We start from the raw sequence: 19585 nt of genomic DNA on the forward strand, positions 1-19585 counted from the left end.
CTATGCCAGATTCGCCGACGCGACGGCCCGGCCGAAGATCTTCTTGCCGCCGGTGGTCGCCGTGAGGGCGATCGTCACCGACTTGCTCTCGGGGTCGACCGACTTCACCCGGCCGTTGAAGACCAGCTCGGCACCCTTGCCGTCGTTGGGGACCGGCACCACGGCGGTGAACCGCACGTTGTACTCGGTGACCGCGCCGGGGTCACCGACCCACGAGGTGACGTAGCCGCCGCCCAATCCCATGGTCAGCATGCCGTGGGCGATCGCGGTGTCCAGCCCGACGACCTTGGCGATCTCGTCGTCCCAGTGGATCGGGTTGAGATCGCCGGAGACACCCGCGTAGTTCACCAGATCCTGACGGGTCAGCGGGTAGACCTTCTCCGGCAGCTTGTCGCCCACTTTGACCGAACTGAACTCACGCAGTGGCATCAGAAAATCCCTTTTCTCCATCCTCACCGGCACGGCCCGCCAGGGTCGTGTAGGTCTCCTGGACAACGTCACCGGCTTCGTCGGTGATGATGTTCTTGGTCACGATGATCTGGGTGCCGTGAGACTCGCGCACCGAATCCACATACACATCGCAGTACAGTTTGTCGCCGGCCACGATCGGCTTCATGAACTTCAGCACCTGATCGACCTGGACGATCTGCGCGTCCTCAACCGCGATGTTGGCGTGTTGGAAGAACGCCGACTGAGCCTTGTAGCCGAATACGCAGATGAATGTCAGCGGGGCGGGTAGGCCCTTGTAGCCGAGGTCGGCGGCCGCGTCCTCGTCGAAGAACGCGGTGTCGTCGTTTTTCACCGCTATCGCGTGCTCGCGGATCTTCTCGCGCTCCACCACGTAGTAGTCGGGATAGCGGTAGTGCATCCCGATAATGTCTTTGCTCAACGACACGGCTATAGAACCTACCCAGTCGGTCTCGATAACTGCTTAAGCAGGCTAACGTGTCTCGCGGTGGGGCTGGTGCTTGCCGCAGTTCGGGCAGAACTTCTTCAGCTCCATCCGGTCGGGGTCGTTGCGGCGGTTCTTCTTGGTGATGTAGTTGCGGTGCTTGCACACCTCACATGCCAAGGTGATCTTCGGCCGCACGTCGGTACTGGAAGCCATGTCCGTTCTCTCTGCTCTGGTGAAACTCGCGTTGTGGTGCTGTGTTGTAGCGATGGCCGGACTCGAACCGGCGACCTAACGATTATGAGTCGTTCGCTCTAACCGACTGAGCTACATCGCCTCTGGGCAACCCCGTTGAGGGTTTGGGGCCGCCTGCCAGCTCGACGTCCGCCGAGCCCCCTAACGGAATCGAACCGTTGACCTTTTCCTTACCATGGAAACGCTCTACCGACTGAGCTAAGGGGGCCGATCGCCCAAGCGACAGTCGTGCCCCGGGCCTAAAAGAGGTTACAGCCTGGCGCGCAACGTCACCAAACCGCGGAACGGCGCAGGTGCGGCTCCTCGACTAGTTTCCGTCGTGGCGCAGCTGCCACGCGCTGAGATCGCTGAACTCGTCGTACTCGTCGTCTTGCTTATCCTCCGGATCCGACTCACCGAGCAACGTCCGCAGCGCGAGATGGACGGCCTCGCGCGTGTCGGCCAGATGGAACCTACGAATCGCCTCCTGGACCAGACCGTCGTCGATTTCGATCTCGACCCTCTTCTTCATGCGCCAACAATACCCATTAGGCGGGGGCTCACCCGATGGGCGACGAGCGTGTGCCGGCAAAGTGTGCGCTGATGGGAAGCCCCGAGCGGCGACACGGCGGCACGCCCTAGTCTGGTCGGGTGTCAGAGGACCGGCTGTACTTCCGTCAACTCCTATCGGGTCGCGATTTCGCCGCCGGCGACATGTTCGCGACGCAAATGCGCAACTTTGCCTACCTGATCGGCGACCGGCAGACCGGGGACTGCCTGGTGGTCGACCCCGCCTACGCCGCCGGCGATCTGCTCGACGCGCTCGAGACCGACGGCATGCACCTGTCCGGGGTGCTGGTGACCCATCACCACCCCGACCACGTGGGCGGTTCGATGATGGGCTTCCAGCTCAAGGGCCTGGCCGAGCTGCTGGAGCGGGCGCCCGTTCCCGTGCATGTGAACACACATGAGGTCCTTTGGGTTTCGCGGGTCACCGGGATCGGCCTCGGCGATCTCACCACCCATGAGGGACACGACAAGGTCAGCGTCGGGGACATCGAGATCGAGCTGTTGCACACCCCCGGTCACACGCCAGGCAGCCAGTGCTTCCTGCTCGGGGACCGCCTGGTCGCCGGTGACACGCTGTTTCTCGACGGCTGCGGACGCACCGACTTTCCCGGTGGCGACTCCGACGAGATGTATCGCAGCCTGCAAAGGCTCGCCACGCTGCCCGGTGACCCGACGGTGTTTCCCGGGCATTGGTATTCGGCCGAGCCGAGCGCATCGCTGTCGGAGGTCAAGCGCTCGAATTACGTGTACCGCGCGGCCGATCTCGATCAGTGGCGAATGTTGATGGGCGGCTGAGCGAGCCATTCCCGAATCGGCAATGCGCGCCGGACGCCTTTACTATCGGTCCAGCGAAAGAAAGGGTGGGTCGAATGGGGTGGATCCAGAACGCCTGGCAGGGGGTCACCCAGGTGGGGTCCGGCACCTGGGTGGCATGGGCGGCATGGGCGGCGATTTTGCTGGGTGTCGTCGCGCTGGTCTTCATCAGCCGGCAGCTCAAACTCAACCGCCGGTTGGCCGCGGAGCGGACGCGGCCCCAGGTCGCGATGTTCATGGAACCCCATCCCGCCGACTGGCACGTGATCGAACTCGTCGTCCGGAATTTCGGCCAGACCGCGGCGTATGACATCCGGTTCGCCTTTCCCAACCCACCGACGGTGGCCGAATACGAAAACGCCGCCGACGGCTACGCCGACGTCGTAGAACTGCAGCTGCCGCGCGAGCTGCCGGTGCTCGCGCCCGGCCAGGAATGGCGCATGGTGTGGGATTCGGCGCTCGACCGCGCCGAGATCGGAACGGGCATCGAGTCGCGCTTCGCCGGCTCGGTGATCTATTACGACCGCCCCGACAAGCCGCGCGGCTGGCGGTTCTGGGCGGCCGAACGGCCCATGCTGCAGACCAGCGTCGTGCTGGACTGGGACGCGCTGCCGCCGGTTCAGCGCATCGAGCTGATGACCACCCACGACCTGGCGAAGCGGGAAAAGCAGAAGCTGGAGCTGCTGCGCGGGTTGCTGACCTACTTCCACTACGCGAGCAAGGAAACGCGTCCCGACGTGTTCCGCAGCGAGATCGAACGAATCAACGGCGCCGTGCAGGAGACCCAGGACCGCTGGCGCACCCGACTGCTCGACCAGCCCACCGACGTCAGCCTGCGCTGGGGCAACGCGGAAGCCGATCTGGCCAAACACCGCAGCCAGCACGTCTGACCCAGGACAAAGGAGCACCCATGAGCGGCCCGGTGCAGTACAGCCAGAAGGATTCGATCGCGGTCATCCGGATGGACGACGGCAAGGTCAACGCGCTGGGCCCGACGATGCAGCACGCCCTGGGCGAGGCGATCGACCGGGCCGACAGCGACAACGCCGGGGCGCTGGTGATCACCGGCAACGAGCGGGTGTTCAGCGGCGGGTTCGACCTGAAGATCCTGACCTCCGGTGAGGCGCAGCCGGCGATCGACATGCTCAGGGGCGGCTTCGAGCTGGCGTATCGGCTGCTGTCCTATCCCAAGCCGGTGGTGATGGCCTGCACCGGCCACGCCATCGCGATGGGCGCGTTCCTGTTGTCGTCCGGCGACCACAGGGTGGCCGCCCACGCCTACAACATTCAGGCCAACGAGGTGGCGATCGGCATGGTCATCCCCTACGCGGCCCTGGAGATCATGAAGCTGCGCCTGACGCAGTCGGCCTACCAGCAGGCCGCCGGGCTGGCCAAGACGTTCTTCGGCGAAACCGCGCTGGCCGCCGGGTTCGTCGACGAGATCGTGTTGCCCGAGATGGTGGTCGACCGCGCCGAGGAGGCCGCGCGCGAATTCGCCGCCCTGCACCGGCACGCCCACGCCGCAACCAAGCTGCGCGCCCGGGCCGACGCGCTGAAGGCGATCCGCGCCGGAATCGACGGACTAGAGGCCGAGTTCGGGCTCTGACAGCGCGAACGCGGTGACCGGGAAAAGACCTGGCCACCGCGTTGCTCGCCTCCTCGCGGCCAGTGTGGCACGGCCGCGACGCGCCGTCACTTCACCCTTCCGCCGATACCCATTGATACGGCAGGAACTTCCCGTCGAACGTCACCACCACCCGGTCGCCCGACGAATGCGGCTTCTTGTGCAGGTCGACGCTGAAGTTGATCGCGCTCATGATGCCGTCGCCGAACTGCTCGTGGATCACTTCCTTGATGGCGCCGCCGTAGACCTGCAGCGCCTCGTAGAAGCGGTAGATGGTCGGGTCGGTCGGGACCGCGGTGGGCAGGCCACCGCGCATCGGCGGCGCCGCCAGCACGGGAACCGCCGACTCGTCGAGCCCGAGCATCTCGACGAGAACCTTGCCGGACTCGGCGGGTATCGGGTGCTGGCCGAGCAAGGCCGACGTGGTCCACAGCACCGGCCTGCCGATCGCGTCGGCCAGCTCCTGCCAGGAGAGCCCCTTCGCCAGCCGCGCGACGACGATCTGTTCGGTGAGTTGGTCTCTCGTCATGAATATCAGCATTGCACCGCACAACGATGGTCGCAGGGCGTGGGCGTCACCCCGGTTTCGTCGCGGTGACCACGCGCGTCGAAAACCACGGACCGCCATACCACATGCGCCATCCGACGTTGCGGCGCTGCACGTTTCGCCATCCCAACTCCCGCAGCCGTGCGGCATGCTGACGGGTCTCCCAGAGGTCGGCGATGGCGAGCCGACCGCCCGGCCGCAACACGCGAACCGCTTCCTGTAGCGCCTGCCGCCGGCCGGCGCGGCTTGGAATGTTGTGGATCGCCAGGTTGCTGACGATGACGTCCACGCTTTCGTCGGGCAGCGGCAGGGCGGTCATGTCGGCGGTGCGCACCTCGACGCGCTCGGCGACGCCCTCCAGTGCCGCATTGGCCAGCGTGGCCTCCTGCGAGTTGTCGGTCTGGTCCGCATGCCAGAGGTCGACGCCCACGGCACGACCCCTGGGCAGCCGCTTGGCCGCGGCCAGCAACACCGCGCCGCGTCCACAGCCGAGGTCGAGCACTGTTTCGTCGCCACGCAGCCGCAGCCCGTCGAACACCCGGTCCCACACCACGAACTTGCCCGAGCGCGTCGCGTAGACGTACGACGCCATCGCCGAGAGCAGGGCGACGGCCCAGCCCCCGACCAACGCCGCCGTCACCCTGCGGCCGCGCGCCCAGCTGATCCCGGCCCACACCCCCAGGCCGGCGGCCTGGGTGACGACGCTTATCGCCTGCCCGCGCGCCGAGATCGTTTTGAACGAGCCGTCGATTCCATAGTCGCCGCGGTGGTCATGCACGCCGCTCACCACCGCCCGTGGTGCACGACCTCGGAAAACGGCCGCCGATCCGGCTTGCGGATCGGGGCGAGCGGACGGTCGGCGGGATAGCCGACGCCCAGCAGGAACGCCACCTGGTGATCCTCGGGCACACCGAGGACGGCGCGCGCCTTGTCCTGGTCGCCCACCGACGAGTGGCCCGTGCCGATGCCCAGGTCGGTGGCGGCGATCATCATCGCCATCGTGGCCTGGCCGACGTCGTAGTTGTCGGTGACGAGCCTGCGCTCATCCGGCGGCACCGGCACGACGATCGCGATCGCGGCCGCGGCCGCGGCGATGTGGCCGGCACCCCGCCAGACCGTGGACAACTCCTGCAGCTGGGCCGGATCGGTGACGATCACGAAGTCCCACGGCTGCCGGTTTTTCGCCGACGGCGCGCGCCAGCCGGCCTCGGCGATGCGGTCCAGGTCGGCTTCCGGCACCGGCTCCGGCTTGTATTGCCGCACATTGCGCCGCGCACAGATCGCGTCCCAAGCTTCCATCTCGTTCCCTCTCCGTCCTTGCCCATGCTGCCACCACCGTCGAACGGCCTGTCGGCGCAGAATCATCCCCGACCGTCGGTGCGGCGTTCTATGGTGGCAGCGCAATGGCCCTCCATCTTCACCGTGCCGAACGCACCGACGCACTCGCCGACGGTCTCGGCGCCCTGTTGACCAGCCCGCCGGCCGACCCGTTCGCCGAGGAGCTGGTGCTGGTCCCGGCGCGCGGCGTGGAACGCTGGCTCAGCCAGCGGCTGTCGCACGCGCTGGGGTGCCGGCCCGGCGCCGGCGACGGGGTGTGCGCGGGGGTCGCGTTCCGCAGCCCGGCCTCGTTGATCGCCGAGATCACCGGCACGGTCGACGACGATCCCTGGTCGCCCGAGGCGATGACGTGGCCGCTGCTGGAGGCCATCGATTGCAGCCTCGACGAGCCGTGGTGCCGAACGCTCGCAACGCATTTGGGCCACTTCGACACCGGCGAGGAGGCGGAGCTGCGGCGCGCCCGGCGCTATTCGACCGCGCGCCGGCTGGCGGGCCTGTTCGCCTCCTACGCGCGGCAGCGTCCGCAACTGCTCAGCGACTGGTTGGGCTGCGACGCGGGAGACCTCGACTCCGACCTGCGCTGGCAGCCGGAGCTGTGGCGGGCGCTGGTCGAGCGCATCGACGCCGACCCACCACACGTCCGCCACCACAAGACGGTCGCGCGGTTGCGGGAGGGGCCCAGCGACCTGCCGGCGCGGCTGTCGCTGTTCGGGCACACCCGGCTGGCCGCCACCGACGTGCAGCTGCTCGACGCGCTGGCCACCCACCACGATCTGCACCTGTGGCTGCCGCACCCCAGCGACGAACTGTGGCGGGCGCTGGCCGGCAGCCACGGCACCATCGCCCGCCGCGAGGACGTCAGCCACCGTGACGTAGTCCACCCATTGCTGGCGACGCTGGGGCGGGACCTTCGCGAGCTCCAGCGCAGCCTCCCCACGGATCCGCGAACCGACGAATATCTTCCCGGCCGGACGCACCCCGACACGCTGCTCGGCTGGCTGCAGACCGACATCGCCGCCAATGCCGTTCGGCCACAAGGGCGCAGGCTCGCCGCGGATGACCGCTCCGTCCAGATACACAGCTGCCACGGCCCGGCCCGGCAGGTCGATGTGCTGCGCGAGGTGCTGCTCGGCCTGCTGCAGGACGACCCGACTCTGCAGCCGCGCGACATCCTGGTGATGTGTCCGGACATCGAGACGTACGCGCCGCTGATCGTCGCGGACTTCGGGCTCGGCGACATGGTGCATGGCGCGCATCCCGCTCACCGCTTGAGAGTGCGGCTCGCCGACCGTTCTCCCATTCAGACCAATCCCCTGCTCGGCCTGGCCGCGCAGTTGCTGGCGCTGGCAGGCAGCAGGGTGACCGCCAGTGAGGTGCTCAACTTCGCCGAGGCCGCGCCGGTGCGCGGCCGCTTCGGCTTCACCGATGACGACCTGGAGGCCATCACCCGCTGGGTTCGGCAGGCGAACATCCGGTGGGGTTTCGACCAGGAGCACCGGCGGCCTTACCACGTCGACTTCGTGCACAACACTTGGCGTTTCGGCATCGACCGGGTGCTGGCCGGAGTCGCGATGTCCGACGATTCGCACGCCTGGATCGATTCGACCCTGCCCCTCGACGATGTCAGCAGCAACCGCGTCGACTTGGCGGGCCGGTTCGCCGAATTCGTCGACCGGCTGCAGCGAGTGGTCGACTCGCTCAGCGGGGCGCGGCCGCTACGGGAGTGGCTCGCGGGCCTGACCGACGGCATCGCCCTGCTGGCGCACATCGACGATTCGGACCTGTGGCAAACCAGCCAGCTGCACCGTGAATTCGCGCGGGTGTTGACCGACGCCGGTCCGCGGGCCGACACCACGCTGCAACTGCCCGACATCCGGGCGCTGCTCGACCGGCACCTCGCCGGACGCCCGACGCGGGCCAACTTCCGCACCGGCACCCTGACCGTGTGCACCATGGTGCCGATGCGCTCGGTGCCGCACCGGGTGGTCTGCCTCGTCGGGCTGGACGACGGCGTGTTTCCGCGCCTCGGCGTCGTCGACGGTGACGACGTGCTGGCCCGCGACCCGATGACCGGTGAACGCGATATTCGTTCCGAGGACCGGCAATTGCTGCTGGACGCCATTGGCGCGGCCACCGAACACCTGGTGATCACCTATACCGGCGCCAACGAGTATTCCCCCCAGCCCCGCCCGCCCGCGGTGCCGCTGGCCGAGCTGCTGGACACCCTCGACATGACCGTGCCGAGCGAAAGGCCGGACCAGATCCGCGAGCGCGTCGTCGTCCATCATCCGTTGCAGCCGTTCGACATTCGCAACGTCATCCCCGGAAGGCTGGTGCCGGAGGTTCCGTTCACCTTCGACCCGACGGTGCTGCGGGCCGCGCGGGCCGCAGCGGGTAAACGCGGCGAACCACCCTCGTTCATCTCCGGACCGCTGCCGCCACCGCGCGCCGACGACGTGATCCTCGCCGATCTCGTCGGCTTCTTCAAAGACCCGGTGAAGGGCTTCTTCCGCGCGCTGGACTTCACGCTGCCGCGAGACGTCGACGGCGTGCAAGACGCCATGCCGGTCGACATCAACAGTCTCGAGGAGTGGACGGTCGGCGACCGCATGCTCGGCGACATCCTGCTCGGGATGACACCGGATGACGCGCGTCAGGCCGAGTGGCGCCGGGGCACGCTGCCGCCGGGCCAACTGGGTTGGCGCAAGGCGGCCGAGGTTCGCGATCAGGCCGCCCTGCTGGCGGCCGCCGCCCAGCAGCATCGGCGTGCCGAGGCCCGGGCGTATGACGTCGACATCGACCTCGGCTCCGGGCGACGGCTCACGGGGACGGTGTCGCCGGTGTACGGGGAGCGGCTGGTGTCGGTGACCTATTCCAAGCTCGACGGCAAGCACCTGCTCGAGTCGTGGATTCCGTTGCTGGCGTTGATCGCTCACGATCCGGCCCGCGACTGGTCGGCGGTGTGCATCGGCCGTCGCAAGAGGGGCACCGGCCCGCGGCTGGAGGGGCTGGGGCGACCGAACGATGACGCCGCCGCGATACTGCGCGATCTGGTGGCGATCTACGACGCGGGGCGCCGGGAGCCGATTCCGCTGCCCATCAAGACGTCCTATGCCTGGGCGGCCGCACGCCACTGCGGCGACGATCCGGAGCGTGAGGCGGAATATCGGTGGAAGTGGGAGGACGAAGAGCCGGCACACGTGCGGGCCTGGGGCAAGAAGGTGCGACTGGCCGACCTCATGCAGCCGTTGCGACCGGGCGAGGAATGCGACGGTGAGGACAACCGGCTCGGCGCCTATGCAGCCCGGCTGTGGCTGCCGATGCTGCGCGCGGAGCGGAAGCCGTAGATGGGCCAGCTGACGGGGCGCTTCGATCTGGTGGGCCCGCTGCCGGCCCGGTGTTCCACCACGGTGCTGGAGGCCAGCGCCGGCACGGGCAAGACGTTCGCGCTGGCCGGCCTGGTGACCCGCTACCTCGCCGAGGGCGAGGCGACGCTGGACCAGATGTTGCTCATCACCTTCGGCCGGGCCGCCAGCCAGGAGCTTCGGGAGCGCGTCCGCTGCCAAATCGTCGAGGCGGTAGCCGCTTTCACTGACCCATCGACGGCCGGTGACAACGAATTGATCAAGCATCTGCTCGACGGCAGCGACGCTCAGCGCACGGAACGTAGGCAGCGACTGCGCGATGCGCTGGCCGGCTTCGACGCGGCGACGATCGCCACCACCCACCAGTTCTGCCAACTGGTGTTGCGCTCGCTCGGCGTCGCCGGCGACACGGCGGGCAGTGTCACGCTGCTGGAGAGCCTCGACGAGCTGGTCGTCGAGATCGTCGACGATCTGTACCTCGCGCACTTCGGGCAGGAGCGCGACGACCCGGTGTTGCAGTACCGCGACGCGCTGCGGCTGGCGCGCGAGGTGGCCAACAACCCGTCCACGCAGCTGCGCCCCCGCGACCCCGAACCCGGCTCGCGGGCCGCGGTCTGCGTCCGCTTCGCGGAAGAGGTTCTCGCCGAGCTGAATACGCGCAAGCGTCGGCTGGGCGTCCTGGGCTACGACGACCTGCTGATCCGGCTCGCCGACGCGCTGGCCACCGACGAATCCCCCGCCCGGGTCCGCATGCATCAGCGCTGGCCCATCGTGATGGTCGACGAGTTCCAGGACACCGACCCCGTGCAATGGAAGGTCATCGACCGCGCGTTCAGCGGGCGCTGCACCGTCGTCCTGATCGGCGATCCGAAGCAGGCGATCTACGCTTTCCGCGGCGGCGACATCGTCACGTATCTGCAGGCGGCTGAGGCGGCGGGCGAGAAGAAGACGTTGGGCATCAACCGGCGCAGCGATTCCGCGCTCGTCGAGCGGCTGCAGGTGGTGTTGCGCGGCGCCCAACTCGGTGACCCGACGATCGTGGTCAGCGACGTCGATGCCTATCACCGGGGCCACCGGCTGGCCGGGGCGCCGAGAAACGACCCCTTCCGGTTGCGCGTTGTGCCGCGAAAGGCTTTGGGGCGCAAGGGCCTGGCGAACATGCCGATCGATGAGTTGCGCGAGCACATCGGCGCTGACCTCGCGGCCGACATCCGCGCACTGCTGGCGAGCGGCGCGACGTTCGGCGGCGAGCCGCTGCGGGCCCGCGACATCGCCGTCATCGTGGAAAGGCACGAGGACGCCGGCGCTTGCTTCAGGGCGCTCTGCGACGCCGGCGTCCCCGCGGTGTACACCGGCAACACCGACGTGTTCGCCTCGGGCGCCGCCGCGGATTGGCTATGTCTGCTGGAGGCGTTCGACCAACCGCACCGTCCGGGCATGGTGCGCGCCGCGGCGGCGACCATGTTCTTCGGCGAGACCGCGGCATCGCTGGCCGCCGGCGGCGATGCGCTGACCGATCGGGTCGCGGAGACGTTGCGGGAATGGGCGGGCCACGCGCGGGAACGCGGCGTCGCCGCCATCTTCGAGGCCGCGCAATTGCGGGGCATGGGTGACCGCCTGCTCTCCGCCCTGGGCGGTGAGCGGCACATGACCGACCTGGCGCACGTCGCGCAGTTGCTGCAGGACGTCGCGCACCGCGACCGCTACAGTCTGCCGGCCCTTCGCGACTGGCTGCGCCGGCAGCGCGACGAGCGCAGCGGCGCGCCCGAACGCAACCGGCGGCTGGACAGCGACGCGGCCGCCGTGCAGATCATGACGGTCTACGTAAGCAAGGGCCTGCAGTACCCGATCGTGTACCTGCCGTTCGCGTTCAACCGCAGCGTTCAGAAACGCGACATCGTGCTGTTCCATGACGACACGGTGCGCTGCCTGCATGTCGGCGGCAAGGACAGCCCGGACTTCCCCAGGGTCGAAGCGCTGGGCCGCCAGGAGGATGCCGGCGACGCCAGCCGGTTGACGTACGTCGCGCTGACGAGGGCGCAGACGCAGGTGGTGGCGTGGTGGTCGCCGGCCTACTACGAACCCAATGGCGGCCTGTCCCGGCTGCTGCGCGGCCGCCGGCCCGGCGAGTCCGTCGTGCCCGACGAATGTGAACCGGCGAAGATCTCCGACGACGACGCGATGGCCCGGTTCCGTGAGTGGGAGGCCGTGGCCGGCCCGGTGATCGAGGAGTCGGTCGTGGTCGCGGCCCCGGCGCTGGCGCCCGCGCCGGTGCCGTCGGATATCGACAGCCGCCACTTTCACCGCACCATCGACACCGGCTGGCGGCGCACCTCCTACTCCGGCCTCATCCGGGATGCGGAGACCTCCGAGGCCACCGGGGTGAGCAGCGAGCCCGAGGTCACCGAGCTGGACGACGAGGCCGGCGATATTGCGTTGAGCGAGGCCGCATCCGGGCCGCACGTGCCATCCCCGATGGCGGATCTGCCCATGGGCGCGAAGTTCGGCACGCTGGTGCACGCGGTGCTGGAGACCGCCGACCCGTTGGCGTCCGACCTGGCCGCCGAGCTTGCGGCGCAGATCCGGCGGCACTCGGTGTGGTGGCCGGTCGCGGTGGCGCCGGAGGTGCTGGCGGAGGCGATGGTGCCGATGCACGACACCCCGCTGGGTCCGCTGGCCGGGGGCTTGACGCTGCGCCGGATCGGGCTGCCGGATCGGCTGGCCGAACTCGACTTTGAGTTCCCGCTGGCCGGCGGCGACCTTCGCTCGGCCACGCCCGAGCTGCGCCTGGCGGACGTGGGGGCGCTGCTGCGCCTCCACCTGCCGGCCGACGACGCGCTGGCGTCGTATGCCGATCGGTTGGCGGGCCGCGCGCTCAGCGGGCAACCGTTGCGCGGATACCTCACCGGCTCGGTCGATGCCGTCCTGCGCGTCCCCGACGGTGCGGGGCATCGCTACCTGGTGGTGGACTACAAGACCAACTGGCTCGGCGATCCCGAGCGGACCCTGACGTCGGCCGACTACGACCGGGCGCGGCTGGTGGAGGCGATGCTGCATTCGGATTATCCGCTGCAGGCGCTGCTGTACAGCGTTGTGCTGCATCGGTTCTTGCGGTGGCGGGTCCCCGGCTACGATCCCGCCCGGCATCTCGGCGGTGTCCTCTACCTGTTTGTACGCGGGATGTGCGGCGCCGACACACCGGTGCTCAACGGGCACCCGTCGGGGGTGTTCAGCTGGCGGCCACCCGCGTCGCTGGTTGCGGCGCTGTCGGATCTGCTCGACGACGGGAGGGCCGCCGCGTGACGGTCGAGGCGATCGGCGCCGCGGGCAGGCTGCGGGCGTTCAGCGATGCCGGCGTCTTCGAGGCGGCGGATGTTCATGTGGCGCAGCGGCTTACGGCGCTCGCCGGGGAGCCGGATGAGCGGGTGGCGCTGGCGATCGCCCTGGTGGTGCGCGCGCTGCGCGGCGGTTCAGTGTGCGTGGACCTGCGGGTGGTGGAGGCGCAGATCGGCATCGCCGACCTGCCGTGGCCCGAGGCGGACGAATGGATGGCCGCCGTGCGGGCGAGTCGGTTGCTCGGGTCACCGCCGGTGCTGCGGCTGTTCGGTGACCTGTTGTACCTGGACCGGTACTGGCTCGAGGAAGAGCAGGTGTGCGCGGACCTGCTCGCGCTGTCCGTTCCGGGGGCAACGGGTCAGACGCCGCCGCTAGATCGACTCTTCCCGCCGGGCTATGACGAACAGCGGGCGGCCGCCGAAATCGCGCTGTCGCAAGCGGTTACGGTGCTCACCGGTGGGCCCGGCACCGGAAAGACCACCACGGTGGCGCGGCTGCTGGCGCTGCTGGTCGAGCGGGCGGAGCTCACCGGCGCTCCGCGGCCGCGAATCGCCCTGGCCGCACCGACCGGCAAGGCCGCGGCGCGCCTGGCCGAGGCCGTCGCCGCCGAGGTCGAGAACCTGGACGCGGTGGACCGGGCTCGGCTGGCCGGGTTGCAAGCGACGACGCTGCACCGGCTGCTGGGCTCCAGGCCCGATACCTCCGTGCGGTTTCGACACAATCGCGGCAACCGGCTGCCGCACGACGTCATCGTCGTCGACGAGACGTCGATGGTGTCGCTGACGATGATGGCGCGGCTGCTGGAAGCGGTGCGACCGGACACCCGGCTGATCCTGGTGGGCGATCCCGACCAGCTGGCCTCGGTGGAGGCCGGCGCCGTGCTGGCGGACTTGGTGGAGGGGTTGACCGCTCGACACGACGTGCGGGTGGCCGCCCTGCACACACCGCACCGGTTCGGCGAATCGATTGGCGCACTGGCCGAAGCGATCCGGATCGGCGACGCCGACCGCGTGGTGGGCGTGCTGCGTGCCGGCGGTGAGCATATCGAGTGGGTGGACTCCGACGGGCCTACCGACCGGCTGCGTGCGGTGCTGACCGGGCACGCGTTGCGGGTGCGGGAAGCCGCGGTGCTCGGCGCCGCCGAGGTGGCCCTGGCCACACTCGACGAGCACCGCCTGCTGTGCGCGCACCGGCGGGGACCCTACGGGGTGTCGCAGTGGAACCGGCAGGTGCAGCGTTGGCTCTCCGAGGCGACGGGGCAGCCGGTGTTCTCGGATTGGTACGTCGGTCGGCCACTGTTGGTGACGGCCAACGACTATGGGCTCAAGGTCTACAACGGTGACACCGGGGTCGTCGTCGCCGGCGACGATGGGTCACGAGACGGCCTGCGGGCGGTCATCGCCGGCGCCACCGGAACCTTGGATTTCGCGACGAGCCGCCTCAGCGATATCGAGACGATGCACGCGATGACCATCCACAAGAGCCAGGGCAGCCAGGCGACCGAGGTGACAGTCCTCATGCCGCCGGAGGATTCGCGGTTGCTGACCCGCGAGCTGTTGTACACCGCCGTGACCCGGGCCAAGGTGAAGGTGCGGGTGGTCGGAGCGGAGCCGTCGGTGCGCGCCGCTATCGAGCGGCGGGCGGTGCGGGCGAGCGGGCTGCGCCAGCGGTTGCAGCGCTTCACCCATTGAGCGCGGCGCCCGATTCGGCGGCCTTAGAATCGCGGTCAGCATGGTCGAAGAAGAGGGGCCCGCGCCCGTATCCCGGGCAGGCCACATCGCGCGGCTCGCGGCGTTCGCCACCTTCCTCGCCGCGATGTTCTACCTGGTGGCCGTCGCGCGGGTCATCGACATCGAGGCGGTGCGGCGCGCGGTCTCGGCGACCGGGCCGGCGGCACCGCTGACCTACGTCGTGGTGTCGGCCGTCCTCGGCACGCTGTTCGTGCCCGGCTCGATCCTGGCCGCCGGCAGCGGCATGCTGTTCGGTCCGCTGCTGGGCGTCTTCGTGACGCTGGGCGCGACGGTCGGCACCGCGATGGCCGCCAGCCGCGTCGGGCGCCGGGCCGGCCGGGACAGCGCGCGGGCCCTGCTGGGCGAGCAACGTGCCGACCGCATCGACGGCCTGATCGAACAGCGCGGGCTGTGGGCGGTCGTGGGCCAACGATTCGTCCCCGGCATCTCCGACGCGCTGGCGTCCTATACGTTTGGAGCGTTCGGAGTCCCGTTGTGGCAGATGGCGATTGGCTCCCTCATCGGTTCGGCACCGCGGGCGTTCGCCTACACCGCGCTCGGCGCCTCGATCAAGCACCTCTCATCGCCGCTGGCGTACGCGGCGATCGCGGTGTGGTGCGTGAGCGCCATCGTCGGCGCGTTCGCGGCGCGGCGCGGATACCGGAAATGGCGCGAGCAGGCCCGCGCCACGGGCACCGATCGATCGCCGAACGTGTGACCTAGCGAGATTTCCGCTAAACCGCCGTCCGTTGCGCGGCCACGAAGAGGTTCCCCGGAACCTGGTCCTCGACCTCTTTCGGGGCTCTGCGGCCGTAGCCCGCCATCAGCTCGTCGGACGGCGTCACCGCCACCTCCCAGCCGTGGCGGCGAAACCACTCACCGACGTCCTCGCGCTCCTCGAAGTACCACAGCTCATCGGTGCGGGGGATCTCGCGGCCGGGGTCCACCTTGGCCATGAGTGCGCGAATCCGCTCCATCCGCTCGCGGCGCCTGGAGCGAAACCCGGGGTCGAGGAACTTCGGGCCCAGCGCCTCCACGGCGACCCGGCTGCCGGGCGCGGTGAGTTCCTGGATGCGTTCGAACAGCAACTCCTGGGCCACGGCGGGCAGGTAGGGCATCAGCCCCTCCGCCGACCAGACGCTGGGCGTCGACGGGTCAAATCCCGTCCGCCGCAACGCCTCCGGCCAGTCTTGGCGCAAGTCCACCGCGACGGCGACCCGGTTGCAGGCGGGCTGGGCGCCGTGACCGGTCAACGTCGACAGCTTGAACTCCAGCACCCTGGGCTGGTCGAGCTCGTACACCGTGGTGCCATCGGGCCAGGGCAGCCGCCAGGATCGCGCGTCCAACCCCGCCGCCAGGATCACCGCCTGGCGGATGCCGGCCTTGGCCGCGTCGAGGAAGAACTGGTCGAAAAACGCCGTCCGCGAAGCCATGTAGCCGACCATCGCCTTCATCTGCAGCGGCAGCGAGGGTTCGGCCTCGATGAGCTCGGCAGGCAGCTGAGGGGCGGAGTGCCAGTTCCACACCCCGTCGCCGACCGCGTCGAGGAAGACCTGGGCGAACGGGTCGGAGATCAACGGATTCTCGCTGCGGGTTTCGGCCGCGCGCGCCGAGGCGACGCCCAACGCCGTCGCGCCCACGCTTTCGGTGATCTCCCACGTGTCGTTGTCGGTTCGAGCCACGGTCACTCCTTTTCAGCGGCCACGAAAAGGGTCTTGGGGGCGGCGTCCTCGACGCCCTGCGGAGGCCTGCGGCCGTAGCTGGCCATCAACTCCTCGGCCGGCGTCACCGTCACTGTCCACCCGTGCCGGCGCAACCACTCCCCGACGTCCTCGCGCTCCTCGAAGTACCACAGGTCGTGGACGTCGGGAATGTCGCGTTCCGGCTGGAGCTTGGCCATCAGGTCGCGCACCCGCTGCATGTCCGCACGCCGCTTTTCGATGGCGGCCTCGTCGAGGAAGTCGGGGCCGGGGGCCTCCACCGCGATCCGGCTGCCTGCGGCGCCGAGCGCATCGACGCGCTCGAACAGCAACTCCTGGGCGGCCGCCGGCAGGAACGGCAGCAGACCCTCGGCCGACCAGGCGCTCGGCACCGAGGCGTCAAAACCGGCCTCGCGCAACGCGGCCGGCCAGTCGTGGCGCAGGTCGACCGGGACGTGCACCAGGTTGCACGTTGGCCGCGCGCCGTTTTCCCGCAGCGTCGAGGACTTGAATTCCAGCACGCGGGGCTGATCGAGTTCGTACACCGTCGTGCCGTCGGGCCAGGGCAGCCGCCACGCCCGCGAGTCCAGGCCGGCCGCCAGGATCACCACCTGCGGCGCGCCCGCGCGCGTCGCGTCGAGAAAGAACCGATCGAAAAACGACGTCCGCGCGGCCATGTAGTCGACCATTCCCTGCATCCGCGGCTTGAGGTCGGGTTCGGCCTCGGCGATCTCGGCGGGCAGGTCGGGCGCCGCGAACCAGCTCCACATTCCCTCGCCCGCGGCGTCCAGGAACACCCGCGCGAAAGGGTCGCTGATCAGCGGATTTTCGCTCTCGGTTTCCGCCGCGCGCGCCGCCGCGACGCCCAGGGCCGTGGCGCCCACACTCTCGGTGATCTCCCAGGTGTCGTTGTCGGTTCTGGCCACCTCATGTCCTCCAATTCGCTAGCACGACTACCTACCCGACCGTACGCGCGCCGCATGTGAACAAGCTGTCCATCAAGTTGATCCACCCTGGCCCGGAAGTATCCGGTTAAGGTCTCGACATGCGGGTTGACGGGCGCGACATCAGCGTTTCGGGCAACTTGCTGCAACCGCTGACCCGGCGGACCAACGACATCCTGCGACTCGCCGCGTCGGTGGTCTTCTTCGCGATCGTGATCGCCGGTTCGCTGATCACCCGGCCGCAGTGGCTCGCGCTGGAGCGCTCGATCTCGGAGATCGTCGGGGTGCTGACCCCCACCCAGTCGGATCTCGTGTACCTGGCCTACGGCATCGCGATCCTGGCGCTGCCGTTCGCCATCCTCATCGGCCTGGTCGCGGGGCGGCAATGGAAACTGCTCGGCGCCTACGGGGCCGCCGGGCTCATCGCGGTCCTCTCGCTCTCTATCGGCGGCAACGGCATCTCGGCGCCGCGCTGGCATTTCGACCTGAGCGACCGGCCGCAGACCGCGCTGGCACAGATCCTCGACGACCCGCGGTGGATCGCGATGCTCGCCGCGGTCCTGACCGTGTCGGGTCCCTGGCTGCCCGCGCGCTGGCGGCACTGGTGGTGGACGCTGCTGCTGGCCTTCGTGCCGATCCACCTCTTCGTCAGTGCGATCGTGCCGGCACGCTCCTTGCTGGGGCTGGCGGTCGGCTGGTTCGTCGGCGCGCTGGTGGTCCTGGTGGTCGGCACTCCCGCCCTCGAGGTGCCGCTGGAAGGCACGGTACGCGCGCTGGCCAAGCGGGGATGCGTGGTCTCGCGGCTGCAAGTGGTGCGGCCCGCCGGGCCCGGCCCGCTGGTCCTGTCGGCGACGTGCGAGGACTCCGGTGCCGACTCCGAATCGGCCCTGATCGAGATGTATGGCCCGCATCAGCGCAGCGGCGGCGCCCTGCTTCAGGTCTGGCGGAAGCTGCGGCTGCGGGCCAGGGAAACCGCACCGCTGGTGGCGTCGATGCGCCGCGCCGTCGAGCACCGCGCGCTGCTGGCCATCGCCGTCGGCGACGTGGGTCTCGCCAACACGTCGACGATCGCCGTCGCCAGCCTCGACCGGGGCTGGATGATGTACGCGCACAGGCCGGTTCGGGGGATTCCGCTCGACCAATGCGCGAAGACGACTCCGGTGGACCGCGCGTGGAAGTCGCTGCGAGAGCTCAACGACCACCAGATCTCCCACGGTGACCTGCGCGCCCGGGAGATCACGGTCGACGGCGGCACGGTGCTCTTCGGCGGGTTCGGCAACGCCGAGTACGGGGCCACCGAGACCCAGCTCCAATCCGACATCGCCCAGCTGCTGGTGACGACGTCGGCGCTGTACGACGCGAAATCGGCGGTGGCCGCCGCGATCGACGCGTTTGGCGAGGACACCGTCCTGAGCGCTTCGCGTCGGCTCACCAAATCGGCTGTGCCCAAATATATCCGGCGGTCGGTCGCCGACGCCGGCGCGGTGATCTCCGGCGCCCGTGCGGAGGTGAAGCGGCAGACCGGTGCGGATCAGATCAAGACCGAAACGATCACCCGGTTCACCCGGCGGCAGGTCATCCAGCTGGTGCTGCTCGTCGCGCTGGTCTATGTCGCCTACCCGTTCATCAGCACCGTGCCGACGTTCGTTTCCCAAGTGAGCAAGGCGAACTGGTGGTGGGCGCTGCTGGGCTTGGCGGTATCGGCCCTGACGTATGTGGGCGCCGCGGCCGCGTTGTGGGCGAGCGCCGACGAATCCGTGGTCTTCTGGAAGCTGTCAATCGCCCAGGTGGCCAACACCTTTGCGGCAACGACCACGCCGGCCGGGGTCGGTGGGCTCGCTCTCAGCACGCGGTACCTGCAAAAGGGCGGCGGGCTGTCTGCGGTGCGCGCCACCACGGCGGTCGCGCTGCAGCAAGTTGTGCAGGTGATCATGCACCTGCTGTTGCTGATCTTGTTCAGCCTGGTGGCGGGCGCGTCGATGGACCTTTCCCACTATGTTCCGAGCGCAACGGTGCTGTACCTGATCGCGGGCGTGGCGCTGGGCGGCGTCGGCACGTTTTTGCTCGTGCCGAGGCTGCGGCGCTGGCTGGCGACGGATCTGCGTCCGAGGCTGAAGGAGGTGATCGGCGACCTCGTGGAGGTGGCCCGGGAGCCGAAACGGTTGGGACTGATCGTACTCGGTTGCGCCGGAACGACTCTCGGGGCCGCACTCGCGCTGTGGACCAGCGTGGAAGCGTTCGGCGGTGGCGCGACGTTTGTCACGTGCACCGTGGTGACGATGGTCGGTGGGACGCTGGCGTCGGCGGCCCCGACGCCCGGCGGTGTCGGCGCCGTGGAGGCGGCGCTGATCGGTGGCCTGGCGGCGTTCGGCATACCCGCGGCCACCGGCGTGCCGTCGGTGCTGCTCTATCGCGTGCTCACCTGCTGGCTACCCGTATTCGTCGGCTGGCCGGTGATGCGGTGGTTGACCGAGAACGAGATGATCTGACCC

At 69.2% G+C, this 19585-nt stretch carries 17 protein-coding genes and 2 tRNA genes; 8 read left to right on the forward strand and 11 right to left on the reverse strand.

Annotated elements, in window-relative coordinates:
- The 6 genes from hadB to A5787_RS02735 all read right to left on the reverse strand — a co-directional run bounded on the left by hadB (position 1) and on the right by A5787_RS02735 (position 1658).
- The gene (gene hadB / locus A5787_RS02710; protein WP_066961206.1) at positions 1–429 is read right to left on the reverse strand and encodes a (3R)-hydroxyacyl-ACP dehydratase subunit HadB; all 429 of its coding nucleotides are present in this window, start codon (positions 427–429) and stop codon (positions 1–3) included.
- A complete protein-coding gene (gene hadA, locus A5787_RS02715) occupies positions 416–895 on the reverse strand; it encodes a (3R)-hydroxyacyl-ACP dehydratase subunit HadA (RefSeq protein WP_066961209.1) in 480 nt (159 codons plus the stop codon). The genes hadB and hadA overlap by 14 nt, the downstream gene beginning before the upstream one ends.
- Positions 896–940: 45 nt before the next feature.
- Positions 941–1108 carry a 50S ribosomal protein L33 gene (gene rpmG, locus A5787_RS02720; RefSeq protein ID WP_066907182.1) on the reverse strand — a complete coding sequence of 56 codons (168 nt, stop codon included), beginning with the start codon at positions 1106–1108 and terminating at the stop codon, positions 941–943.
- Positions 1109–1155: 47 nt separating this feature from the next.
- Positions 1156–1229 (reverse strand) — tRNA-Met (locus A5787_RS02725).
- 53 nt (positions 1230–1282) lie between these two features.
- Positions 1283–1355, reverse strand: a tRNA-Thr gene (locus A5787_RS02730).
- A gap of 99 nt (positions 1356–1454) precedes the next feature.
- A complete protein-coding gene (locus A5787_RS02735; RefSeq protein ID WP_066961212.1) occupies positions 1455–1658 on the reverse strand; it encodes a type II toxin-antitoxin system VapB family antitoxin in 204 nt (67 codons plus the stop codon).
- A 119-nt stretch (positions 1659–1777) separates the two neighbouring features.
- Between A5787_RS02735 and A5787_RS02740 the strand changes: the two genes are divergently transcribed.
- The 3 genes from A5787_RS02740 to A5787_RS02750 all read left to right on the forward strand — a co-directional run bounded on the left by A5787_RS02740 (position 1778) and on the right by A5787_RS02750 (position 4115).
- Positions 1778–2491 (forward strand): MBL fold metallo-hydrolase, encoded by a 714-nt coding sequence (locus A5787_RS02740; RefSeq protein WP_066961215.1) that lies wholly within the window; start codon positions 1778–1780, stop codon positions 2489–2491.
- A 74-nt stretch (positions 2492–2565) separates the two neighbouring features.
- Positions 2566–3399 (forward strand): hypothetical protein, encoded by an 834-nt coding sequence (locus A5787_RS02745; RefSeq protein WP_066961217.1) that lies wholly within the window; start codon positions 2566–2568, stop codon positions 3397–3399.
- Positions 3400–3419: 20 nt separating this feature from the next.
- Positions 3420–4115: a crotonase/enoyl-CoA hydratase family protein gene (locus tag A5787_RS02750; RefSeq protein ID WP_066961221.1), complete on the forward strand. Its 696-nt coding sequence runs from the start codon at positions 3420–3422 to the stop codon at positions 4113–4115.
- Between the two features lie 91 nt (positions 4116–4206).
- Here A5787_RS02750 and cynS read toward each other — a convergent pair whose 3' ends face one another.
- The 3 genes from cynS to A5787_RS02765 are packed head-to-tail and all read right to left on the reverse strand — an operon-like array spanning position 4207 to position 5979.
- The gene (gene cynS / locus A5787_RS02755; RefSeq protein WP_066961224.1) at positions 4207–4674 is read right to left on the reverse strand and encodes a cyanase; all 468 of its coding nucleotides are present in this window, start codon (positions 4672–4674) and stop codon (positions 4207–4209) included.
- Positions 4675–4708: 34 nt separating this feature from the next.
- A complete protein-coding gene (locus A5787_RS02760) occupies positions 4709–5458 on the reverse strand; it encodes a class I SAM-dependent methyltransferase (protein WP_066961316.1) in 750 nt (249 codons plus the stop codon).
- 5 nt (positions 5459–5463) lie between these two features.
- Positions 5464–5979, reverse strand: a complete 516-nt coding sequence (locus A5787_RS02765) for a nitroreductase family protein (protein WP_066961227.1) — start codon at positions 5977–5979, stop codon at positions 5464–5466.
- Positions 5980–6083: 104 nt separating this feature from the next.
- Between A5787_RS02765 and recC the strand changes: the two genes are divergently transcribed.
- From recC to A5787_RS02785, 4 genes are read left to right on the forward strand one after another with little or no spacing between them, the layout of a single operon-like run.
- Positions 6084–9365: an exodeoxyribonuclease V subunit gamma gene (gene recC, locus A5787_RS02770; RefSeq protein WP_066961230.1), complete on the forward strand. Its 3282-nt coding sequence runs from the start codon at positions 6084–6086 to the stop codon at positions 9363–9365.
- Positions 9366–12686, forward strand: a complete 3321-nt coding sequence (gene recB / locus A5787_RS02775; RefSeq protein WP_066961233.1) for an exodeoxyribonuclease V subunit beta — start codon at positions 9366–9368, stop codon at positions 12684–12686.
- A complete protein-coding gene (gene recD / locus A5787_RS02780) occupies positions 12683–14410 on the forward strand; it encodes an exodeoxyribonuclease V subunit alpha (protein WP_066961236.1) in 1728 nt (575 codons plus the stop codon). The genes recB and recD overlap by 4 nt, the downstream gene beginning before the upstream one ends.
- Before the next feature lie 40 nt (positions 14411–14450).
- The gene (locus A5787_RS02785) at positions 14451–15167 is read left to right on the forward strand and encodes a TVP38/TMEM64 family protein (protein WP_066961239.1); all 717 of its coding nucleotides are present in this window, start codon (positions 14451–14453) and stop codon (positions 15165–15167) included.
- Positions 15168–15183: 16 nt separating this feature from the next.
- On the opposite strand, the gene A5787_RS02790 is transcribed toward A5787_RS02785, so the two are convergent.
- Positions 15184–16131 carry a class I SAM-dependent methyltransferase gene (locus A5787_RS02790; protein ID WP_066961318.1) on the reverse strand — a complete coding sequence of 316 codons (948 nt, stop codon included), beginning with the start codon at positions 16129–16131 and terminating at the stop codon, positions 15184–15186.
- A 2-nt stretch (positions 16132–16133) separates the two neighbouring features.
- Positions 16134–17075: a class I SAM-dependent methyltransferase gene (locus A5787_RS02795; protein WP_066961241.1), complete on the reverse strand. Its 942-nt coding sequence runs from the start codon at positions 17073–17075 to the stop codon at positions 16134–16136.
- 119 nt (positions 17076–17194) lie between these two features.
- On the opposite strand from A5787_RS02795, the gene A5787_RS02800 reads away from it, so the two are divergent.
- Positions 17195–19582 carry a lysylphosphatidylglycerol synthase transmembrane domain-containing protein gene (locus tag A5787_RS02800; RefSeq protein WP_066961244.1) on the forward strand — a complete coding sequence of 796 codons (2388 nt, stop codon included), beginning with the start codon at positions 17195–17197 and terminating at the stop codon, positions 19580–19582.
- Positions 19583–19585 lie beyond the last annotated feature (3 nt).

This window comes from Mycobacterium sp. 852002-50816_SCH5313054-b, assembly GCF_001667185.1.
Lineage (GTDB): Bacteria > Actinomycetota > Actinomycetes > Mycobacteriales > Mycobacteriaceae > Mycobacterium.